Below are 8,292 nucleotides of genomic sequence, written 5' to 3'. Positions count from 1 at the left end.
CCCTGATCAATCACAACCTCACCGGCGCTGCTGACAAACTGCAGACCTCGAAGCCGCGCCCCTCCCGCGAGCGGGTTCGTTCTCTGGCGCTAAGCCGACCTTCGAACGGCACGATTGAACACGCGTCCTGCTACCGTCATCTCTGAGCGCTTACCGGGTCGCCCGGCGCCCGCCCTCCACAGCGTCAAGCCGTTCCTGCAGATGGCCATTGAGCACAATCATCTCTTTCAGCGCTTTCACCGCGTCTTCCTTGTGCTGGGTGATGAACTTTTCGGCGACGGCGTGAAGGGCGGCTTCCTGGCGGCTCTCCAGCGTCACGATTTCGTCCATGGCGACGCCTCCGATCGTTTCTGTTCAAATTGAACAAAACGGGAACAAAAATGTCAAGTGTGAATTGACTCGGCGAGGAATGCCTTCCTATTTGTCAGCAGGTGGGGCGGTTGCTCACAAACTGGGGAGAGCCGCGATGGGCAGACGAAATGGCCGGTTCGACAGGCTGTCGGCGAGGCATGGGGAGGCGATCATCAGGGACGCTCTGAGCCTGCGCAAGACGGTGCTTTCGTCGCAACTGCATCTGAAGGCGCATGGCGAGCAGTATTGGCAGCTTTGCGGGCTTGTCGACAAATTGCATGAGGTGATGGCCAGCCTGGCGGAGAAGGAGCCCGATTTCCGGATGCCGGATCTTGGCCTGCTTCCGCTTCCCGAGGATTATCTGGCTCGGAAATGAGCCATGGCCGGGCCAATGGACAGCGTTGGACGTGCCGCGAAGGCCAACATGCTGCTGATCGTCGAGTGCGGCCACTGCTACCATGTCGGACGTTTTCGGGCGAACGATGTCGCTCAGGTGGTCGGCTGGAACAAGCCGCTGGAAGCCATCAGGTTCAGGTGCAAACGATGCAGCCGCAAGGACACCACCGTTCGCACTCAGTTCGTCGACCAGGACCATCCGCCGAAGGGCTACATCTGGGTGCTGCAAAAATTCAAGCTTTAGAACAGCGAACCCTGTACAGGCGCCTGTGGCGCCTGCGGCGGAAATTTTATCTGCGTCGCCGGCTTGTCGACGATCACCAGCGCGTCGTCGCGTGCCGTGCGCTGCAGGTGCCTGGCTTGCGACCACGGCGCGGTCAGCCAGGTCTCGGTTTCCTCCTGGGTGGTCAGGATGACAGGCATGGCCTTCTCGTGGATCGGCGCGATCAGGGCGTTGGGTTTGGTGGTCAGGAAGCCGTAAAGCTCGAAGTCGCCGTGGCCGTCCTTGACCTTGCGCACGCCCTGCCAGCGCGTCCACAGGCCGGCGAAGAACAACAGCGGCCGCTGCTCGTTCAGCGCGAACCAGTAGTTTTTCTGGATACCGGTATCCGGGTCCTTGTCGCCGGGCGTCGGGCTCGGCTCGGCGAAGCTGGTCAGCGGCACCACGCAGCGGTTCTCGACGCCGAGATATTGCTGCCAGTGGCCGTATTGCGGGTTGCGGATGTTGGTGGTGCCGTAGTCGGCCTTGCCCTTCACCCGCTCAATCGGCGTCGGCATGCCCCACAGCAGGTTAGCCAGCTCGCGCGTCCCGTCCGGCGCGTTGCGCACCACCGGGCCGGGCTGGTTGGGGTAGATGTCGATGGAGGGCTCAAGATTGCCGAGACTATCGCGCAAGGCGCGGGTCCACTGGCGGATCGCCTCCTGGCTGGTGGTGATGTTGTAGAGGTTGCACATGTCGAGCCCTCAGCGATGTTCAGGCATCTTGTGGGAAAGGGCAGGTAATTTCCAGCGCTGTCCGCTCGGCTGCTGACACGCTACCCCGGCCCACAGCGCCGCGATCACCGCCGCCATCCCGGCGTTCGACCGCGGCAGAAGGACACTGCCGCGCGCAGCGGCGAACCGCGGGCTCCGCTCACGCAACGGACACCGCTCGCGCGCGTTCTACCCATTAGGAGGAGCATGGCGATGTGACAGCTGATCTCATGCGCCCACAATCGGAGGCAAACCATGTCCAAGTTCAAAGATGCCCTTGACCGCGGCAAGGAAGCTCGCCGTGAGCAAAAGGGGAAGGTCGGCAATGAGAAGGCCGAGGGGGTGGACTTCGGCGCGCAAGCAAGGGCCTGGCTAAACGACGTCGTGGTTGCGTCGCTGGAAACGGCCAGGGCTGACGTAGCAGGCGATGTCGCCGTCGAGATGGACACCGCGCCACGCCGCCAAGCCAAAGCATCAACACCATCTATTCGGTTCAGAATCTACAGGAAGCGGGGAACGGAAAAGGAGGTGGTCGGAAGGACGTTCACGGTCAACGTTCAGCTGAGTGGACAAGTGTCGGTCTCTTCGCCCGGGATGGTGGCGAGAGAAGTCGGAAACATCGGGGATAGGGCTGACGAGCGGTTCTCTAGCTTGCTGGCGGAACTGATCGAGGACGCAGCGAAGGGCACTTAGCCAGCAAGGTGTCGAGGAAGGGCAAGCAATTTCCTGCGTTGTCGGCTGCCTGCTGACACGCCGGGGCTGTCAGTAACAGCTTTCCGGATGCCGCAAACAGCCCACCGTTAACCTTTCGTTAACCATGGCTGGCTAGCGTTTACCGATCAGTAAGGAATCGCTGTCCGTGACCTTCGCCGCCCCCGTCGAGACCAAATCCATTCGCTTTCGCGCCCGCTCCTTCGTCGCCTTCACGCTCACCCCGGAGACGCCGCTTTCGGAGTGGGTGGAAAGCCTCGACCGCTGGATCGGCAATTCTCCAGGCTATTTTGCCGGCCGCCCGGTGGTGCTCAACCTCAACACGTTGAAGCCCGCGGTCAGCCAGATCGAAGCGCTTGTTGCCGAGCTTGGCCTGCGCGGCATCCGCATCTATGCCATCGAACTCGACGGCAACACGGCGCTCGACGCCAATCTGCCGCCTGTGCTGATCGGCGCCAAGGAGGCCACAGCCGGGCTGCTCATGCAGGCCGACCAAAAGGGCAGGCCGGAAGAGGCGGGCAGGGCGGAAGAAGGCAGGGCGGAACCGGGCAAGCAGTCGGAAGACAGGCAGCCAGAAGACAGGCTGCCGGACGCGCCGGCCACGCTGATGGTCAAGTCGCCGATCCGCTCGGGCCAGTCAATCTTCCACGCGCATGGCGACGTCATCGTGCTCGGCTCCGTCGCCTCCGGTTCCGAGATCGTCGCCGCCGGCTGCATCCACGTCTATGGCACGCTGCGCGGGCGGGCGTCGGCCGGTGTGCTCGGCCATTCGGCGGCGCGCATCTTCTGCCGCAAAAACGAGGCCGAGCTGCTGTCGGTCGACGGCTGGTATTGCACCGCCGAGGAGATGGAGCCGTCCTTGCGTGGAAAAGCGGTGCAGGCGTTTCTCGAAAAAGACACGCTTCGCATCGCGCCGTTCAGCTAAGGCAGGCCGTTAAAGGTGCGGGATGGTTTTTGTAATATATAATATAAACAGCAACTTAAGCGAATCACATAAATCAGACTATTAACAATATCAACAACAATAATGGAGGCATAGATGGGCAAGGTTGTGGTGGTCACCTCGGGCAAGGGGGGTGTCGGCAAGACGACCTCGACGGCCGCCCTTGGCGCTGCCGTCGCAAGAACCGGCAAGAGGGTGGCCCTGGTCGACTTCGACGTGGGTTTGAGGAATCTCGACCTGATCATGGGCGCCGAGCGGCGGGTGGTGTTCGACCTGGTCAACGTCATCCAGGGAACGGCCAAGCTGTCGCAGGCGCTGATCCGCGACAAGCGGGTCGAGACGCTGTTCCTGCTGCCGGCCTCGCAGACGCGCGACAAGGATGCGCTGACCGAGGAGGGCGTCGGCGAGGTGATCGAAAAGTTAAGCTCGGTGTTCGACTACGTCTTCTGCGACAGTCCGGCCGGCATCGAGCGCGGCGCGCAGCTTGCCATGCGCTTTGCCGACGAAGCGGTCATCGTCACCAACCCGGAAGTCAGCTCGGTGCGCGATTCCGATCGCATCATCGGCCTGCTCGACGCCAGGACCGTCAAGGCCGAGCGGGGGGAGCAGATCGCCAAGCACGTGCTGGTGACGCGGTATGATGCGGCGCGCGCGGCGCGCGGCGAAATGCTCTCGATCGACGACGTTCTGGAAATCCTGTCGACGCCGCTGCTGGGCATCATTCCCGAAAGCCAGGACGTGCTCAAGGCCTCCAACCTAGGGTCGCCGGTGACACTCAGCGATCCGACGAATTCTGCCGCCCGCGCCTATATCGAGGCGGCCAAACGGCTCGAGGGCGAGGACCTGCCGGTCGTCGTGCCGTTCGAGCGCAAGGGCTTTCTCGACCGGCTTTTTGGAAGGAGGGCAGCATGAGCCTGTTAGACCTCTTCAAGCGGCGCGGCAGCGCGCCGGTGGCGCGCGAGCGGCTGCAGGTGCTGCTCGCCTATGAGCGCCGCAACCGCAGCCAGCCCGATCTCGTCTCGGTGCTGCGCGAGGAGATCATGGCCGTCATCGCCAGGCATGTGCAGATCGACCAGGATTATCTGCAGGTCTCGATGGATCGCGGCGAGACGATGTCGACGCTGGAGATCGACATCCAGATCCCCAACAAGAGCGCAAGGCCGCTGGCCATGTCGGCCTGAGCGTTGCGCCTGTAGTAGTTTTTGACGCCGGCGGGACAGTACCCCCTCTGTCCTGCCGGACATCTCTCCCTCAAGGGGGGAAATCGGCCGTCACGCCGGCTTTCGCCAATCTGCAACGGCGCAAGAGAGCGCGGCGCGCCGAGGCTGCGATCTCCCCCCAAGTGGGGGAGATGGCCGGCAGGCCAGAGGGGGCGCTGTCCCGCCGACATCTTCTTATTTTATGCCAACCATAGGTTGCATAAAACATGCGCGCACCTCTCATCCATTTGCCACTTGCGCAACCATCAAAAGGGTGAAAACGTTGGTCCGGGGTAAATGGGCAAGGGGTGGTCGTCGCGGCTGTTAGAAGCTCAGGGGCGGCCTTGAAAAGCGATGAACTTTCCACAGTTCCTGGTGGGGGTGACTGCCGCGTCATTCGTCGTGGCGCTCTCGACTTTTTTGGCAACGGGTTCAATCTGGAGGGCGCTGGGCTGGACGGTCCTTACCTCTATCGTTCTGCAGGTTGGATACTTTTTGTTCGTCGTCCAGCTGATCTATAGGGCTGGGCGAAAGACACACAGGTGACCGCGACCCGCGAGTACTGGACCATCGAGACGGTTGCGGTTTTCACGCATGTCGAGATTCCAGGCCAGGCTGGCTGAATATCCATATGCTTAGACATGATGTTCCCAAAATAGATAATATGGTCTAAGCCTTCTGAAAGCGGACATGTTCGGTTCTGGGAATGTGCATTGGACGTTCCGTTACTTTAGCCAACCAGTATATATTTACGGACACATGTGCCGGCGATTGGGCAGCGCAGGAGCCTGCCTGCGGCTTGTGCAATCCCGTTCCGCCGTCGAGACGGGGCGGGTTGAAGCTGCCGATCTCCCCCACAAGGGGGAGATCGGCGCGTCATCCGCATATCTCCATCGCTCCTGCTCACTCCGCCGCCAGTCTGTCCTGCGTCCTGGTGTCGAAGTCGCTGGCGTCGTGGCGCTCGTGCAGCTGCATCGCCGGCTCGCCGAAGGCGCGGTTGACCATGCGGCCGCGCTGCACCGCCGGCCGTGCGTCGATCGCATCGGCCCAGCGCTGCACGTGCTTGTATTCCTGCACCGACAGGAACTCGCCGGCGTCGTTGTACATGCGGCCCTTGGCCAGCCCGCCGTACCAGGGCCACACGGCGATGTCGGCAATCGTGTAGGCATCGCCGCCGAGATATTCGCTTGCCGCCAGGCGCCGGTCGAGCACATACATTTGGCGCTTCACCTCCATGGCGAAGCGGTCGATGGCATATTCGAACTTTTCCGGTGCATAGGCGTAGAAATGGCCGAAGCCGCCGCCGAGATACGGCGCCGAGCCCATCTGCCAAAACAGCCACGACAGGGTTTCTGCGCGCGCCGGCTGCTCGGTCGGCAGGAACTCGCCGAATTTCTCGGCCAGATGCAGCAGGATCGAGCCGGATTCGAAGACTCGGATCGGCTTTGGCCCGCTGCGGTCCATCAGCGCCGGGATCTTGGAGTTGGGGTTGACCTCGACGAAGCCGCTGCCGAACTGGTCGCCGTCGTTGATCCTGATCAGCCAAGCGTCATATTCGGCGCCTTTGTGGCCGCGCGCCAACAGCTCCTCGAGCATGATCGTCACCTTCACGCCGTTTGGTGTCGCCTGCGAGTAAAGCTGCAGCGGATGCTTGCCGACCGGCAGCTCCTTGTCGTGCGTCGGGCCCGCGATCGGCCGGTTGATGCTGGCGAAAGCGCCGCCATTTTCCTTGTTCCAGGTCCATACTTTCGGCGGTGTGTATTGGTTCATCTCGGGAGGCCTTTAATGTGAGCGGAGAGGGTCTTGGGGAGGATCAGCTTGCATAGATACAGGTAGTGCGGGCTGCGGGATGTTCAACTTGTGTTGAACTATTGTCGATGCCGGTCTGCCTGCGCGACCGCCCGGCCCTTGCGCCTCGTCACATGCGCCATACCTATAAGAAAGATCGGGCCTCTGACGCCCGTCGTGAATATTGCCAGGATTGAAAGCATGACCATCGATACGATTTTGCGGTCCATCGTGGCGGTGCGCGCTTCGATCCCGGATGATGCCTTCACCGCCAATGCGCTGGGCACGAGCCGGGAAGGCAGCGGCGTGGTCATTCGCGATAACGGGCTGGTGCTCACCATCGGCTACCTCATCACCGAGGCGGAAGAAGTCTGGCTGACCGACCACAACGGGCGCGTGGTTCCCGCGCACGCGCTCGCCTACGACCAGGAATCGGGCTTCGGCCTGGTGCAGGCGCTGGCCCCGCTCGACCTGCCCGCGGTGGCTTTCGGCGACGCGGCCAGGGCGATGGCCGGCGACCCCGTGGTGCTCGCCGACGGCATCGGCCAGGCGGTCAGCGCGCACATCGTCACCAAGCAGGAATTCGCCGGCTATTGGGAGTATCTCCTGGACGAAGCGATCTTCACCGCGCCCGCTCACCCGTCATGGGGAGGTGCGGCACTCATCGGGCAGGATGGCAGGCTGCTCGGCATCGGTTCGCTGCGTCTGCAGATGAGCCGCGCCGGCGAGATCGCCGATATCAACATGGTGGTGCCGATCAACCTTCTGCCGCCTATTCTCGACGATCTGCTGACACGCGGCCAGGTTGCCAAGCCGCCGCGCCCGTGGCTCGGTGCCTTCTCCGCCGAAAGCAATGGCGAGGTCGTGGTAATGAGCGTCGCCGAAGGCAGCCCGGCCGCCGAAGCCGGCTTGCGCCAGGGCGACATCATCTCGGATGTGCGCGACGGCGAAGTCGACGGGCTCGCCGATTTCTACCGCAAGCTGTGGCAGAACCCGGCGGGCGCGGAGATCCCGTTGCGAGTTGTGCGCGACGGCCGCGAAACCTGGCTGCGCGTCAAGTCGGCCGACCGCAACAGCTTCCTCAAGAAACCGCAGCTGCAGTGAAGCTCCCCCTTCTCCCACAAGGCGAGCAGGAGAACTGCCTTACTCGCCGCAGGCGCTGAAGCCTGTTCCCGGGTTCCACTCCGAAAAGGCAATGACCTTGCCTTCGACCGCCACGGTCTTCTCACTTGTGGACCCATCGGGCTGCATCTTGCCGCTTTTGCCCTTGCCGGTTAAAACGTTGTAATCGCAGTCGCTTGCGACATTGTCCTCAAGGTAATCGTGATAGTCATAACCAAAGCCGGCGACGATGAAGACACCGTCGCGATAGGCGAGCGTCAACGTCTGGTTGGTCCGCTTGCTGCCGACCGGCATTGCCGGCAGATACAGTTTGATCGAGCCGTTGGGCAGCGCGGACAGCTCCGGCTCGGTGTCGGAGGCGTCGTAGCCGGGCCGGTCGTAACCGTTCCACTCGCCGATAATCTGGTCACGCACGATGCCGGCAGGCCGCAAAAAATTGCGCTCGCGATCCCTGAGAAAGAAATGCATGTCCATCGGGTCGCTGGGCTCGGTCTCGACGATCATCACAAGGTCGGTGCCGCTGTCGCCATTCCAGTCGCCGGTCAGCGCGGTGATGATCTTCTGGGTTTCGATCGGTTCAGCTAGGGCCATGGTTGGCGCCAGCAGGGCAAGACCGAACAGCATCGCTCGCATGGCAACATATCCCCTAAAATTGAAGCCCGCCGTGTCCGCCATGGCCGGTTCTGGCGGGAGATTCCTACAGTACGACGGGAAGAACCGCCATGGGCTGGGGCGGGGACAGCGACACTGCCAATCTCCCCCCTTGTGGGGGAGATGCCCGGCAGGGCAGAGGGGGGCGCTGTCCCGCCG

At 62.4% G+C, this 8,292-nt stretch carries 12 protein-coding genes; 8 read left to right on the top strand and 4 right to left on the bottom strand.

Translation table 11 applies throughout. The features are described 5' to 3' along the window. Positions 1-150: 150 nt before the first annotated feature. Complete coding sequence (locus NMG80_RS02605; RefSeq protein ID WP_254016694.1) at positions 151-330, bottom strand: hypothetical protein; 180 nt, start codon at positions 328-330, stop codon at positions 151-153. A 136-nt stretch (positions 331-466) separates the two neighbouring features. Here NMG80_RS02605 and NMG80_RS02600 point away from each other — a divergent pair, with 136 nt between their 5' ends. Beyond that, positions 467-727, top strand: coding sequence for a hypothetical protein (locus NMG80_RS02600; RefSeq protein ID WP_254016693.1), 261 nt, complete (start codon positions 467-469; stop codon positions 725-727). Between the two features lie 3 nt (positions 728-730). After that, the gene (locus NMG80_RS02595; protein WP_254016692.1) at positions 731-991 is read left to right on the top strand and encodes a hypothetical protein; all 261 of its coding nucleotides are present in this window, start codon (positions 731-733) and stop codon (positions 989-991) included. Here NMG80_RS02595 and NMG80_RS02590 read toward each other — a convergent pair. After that, a complete protein-coding gene (locus tag NMG80_RS02590) occupies positions 988-1,701 on the bottom strand; it encodes an SOS response-associated peptidase (protein ID WP_254016691.1) in 714 nt (237 codons plus the stop codon). The genes NMG80_RS02595 and NMG80_RS02590 overlap by 4 nt on opposite strands. 273 nt (positions 1,702-1,974) lie before the next feature. Here NMG80_RS02590 and NMG80_RS02585 point away from each other — a divergent pair, with 273 nt between their 5' ends. The 5 genes from NMG80_RS02585 to NMG80_RS38140 all read left to right on the top strand — a co-directional run bounded on the left by NMG80_RS02585 (position 1,975) and on the right by NMG80_RS38140 (position 5,118). Continuing rightward, on the top strand, positions 1,975-2,412 hold the full coding sequence (locus NMG80_RS02585) for a hypothetical protein (protein ID WP_254016690.1): 438 nt from the start codon (positions 1,975-1,977) through the stop codon (positions 2,410-2,412). Between the two features lie 166 nt (positions 2,413-2,578). Then, on the top strand, positions 2,579-3,355 hold the full coding sequence (minC, locus tag NMG80_RS02580; RefSeq protein ID WP_254016689.1) for a septum site-determining protein MinC: 777 nt from the start codon (positions 2,579-2,581) through the stop codon (positions 3,353-3,355). A gap of 114 nt (positions 3,356-3,469) precedes the next feature. Beyond that, positions 3,470-4,285, top strand: a complete 816-nt coding sequence (gene minD, locus NMG80_RS02575; RefSeq protein ID WP_023803856.1) for a septum site-determining protein MinD — start codon at positions 3,470-3,472, stop codon at positions 4,283-4,285. Beyond that, on the top strand, positions 4,282-4,554 hold the full coding sequence (gene minE / locus NMG80_RS02570; protein ID WP_023803855.1) for a cell division topological specificity factor MinE: 273 nt from the start codon (positions 4,282-4,284) through the stop codon (positions 4,552-4,554). The genes minD and minE overlap by 4 nt, the downstream gene beginning before the upstream one ends. 372 nt (positions 4,555-4,926) lie before the next feature. Then, positions 4,927-5,118, top strand: a complete 192-nt coding sequence (locus NMG80_RS38140) for an exopolysaccharide production repressor protein (protein ID WP_495663999.1) — start codon at positions 4,927-4,929, stop codon at positions 5,116-5,118. A gap of 357 nt (positions 5,119-5,475) precedes the next feature. Here NMG80_RS38140 and yghU read toward each other — a convergent pair whose 3' ends face one another. Next, on the bottom strand, positions 5,476-6,342 hold the full coding sequence (gene yghU / locus NMG80_RS02565; RefSeq protein WP_254016688.1) for a glutathione-dependent disulfide-bond oxidoreductase: 867 nt from the start codon (positions 6,340-6,342) through the stop codon (positions 5,476-5,478). Between the two features lie 219 nt (positions 6,343-6,561). Here yghU and NMG80_RS02560 point away from each other — a divergent pair, with 219 nt between their 5' ends. After that, positions 6,562-7,464 (top strand): S1C family serine protease, encoded by a 903-nt coding sequence (locus NMG80_RS02560; RefSeq protein ID WP_254016687.1) that lies wholly within the window; start codon positions 6,562-6,564, stop codon positions 7,462-7,464. Between the two features lie 39 nt (positions 7,465-7,503). Here the strand turns inward: NMG80_RS02560 and NMG80_RS02555 are convergent, their stop codons facing one another. Continuing rightward, positions 7,504-8,157 carry a hypothetical protein gene (locus tag NMG80_RS02555; RefSeq protein WP_254016686.1) on the bottom strand — a complete coding sequence of 218 codons (654 nt, stop codon included), beginning with the start codon at positions 8,155-8,157 and terminating at the stop codon, positions 7,504-7,506. Positions 8,158-8,292: the final 135 nt, after the last annotated feature.

The sequence above is a fragment of the Mesorhizobium escarrei genome (assembly GCF_935825525.1).
In the GTDB taxonomy this organism is placed as follows: domain Bacteria; phylum Pseudomonadota; class Alphaproteobacteria; order Rhizobiales; family Rhizobiaceae; genus Mesorhizobium; species Mesorhizobium escarrei.
Note: the sequence above shows the minus strand (reverse complement) of the source record. Positions and strands in the feature narration are given on the sequence as shown.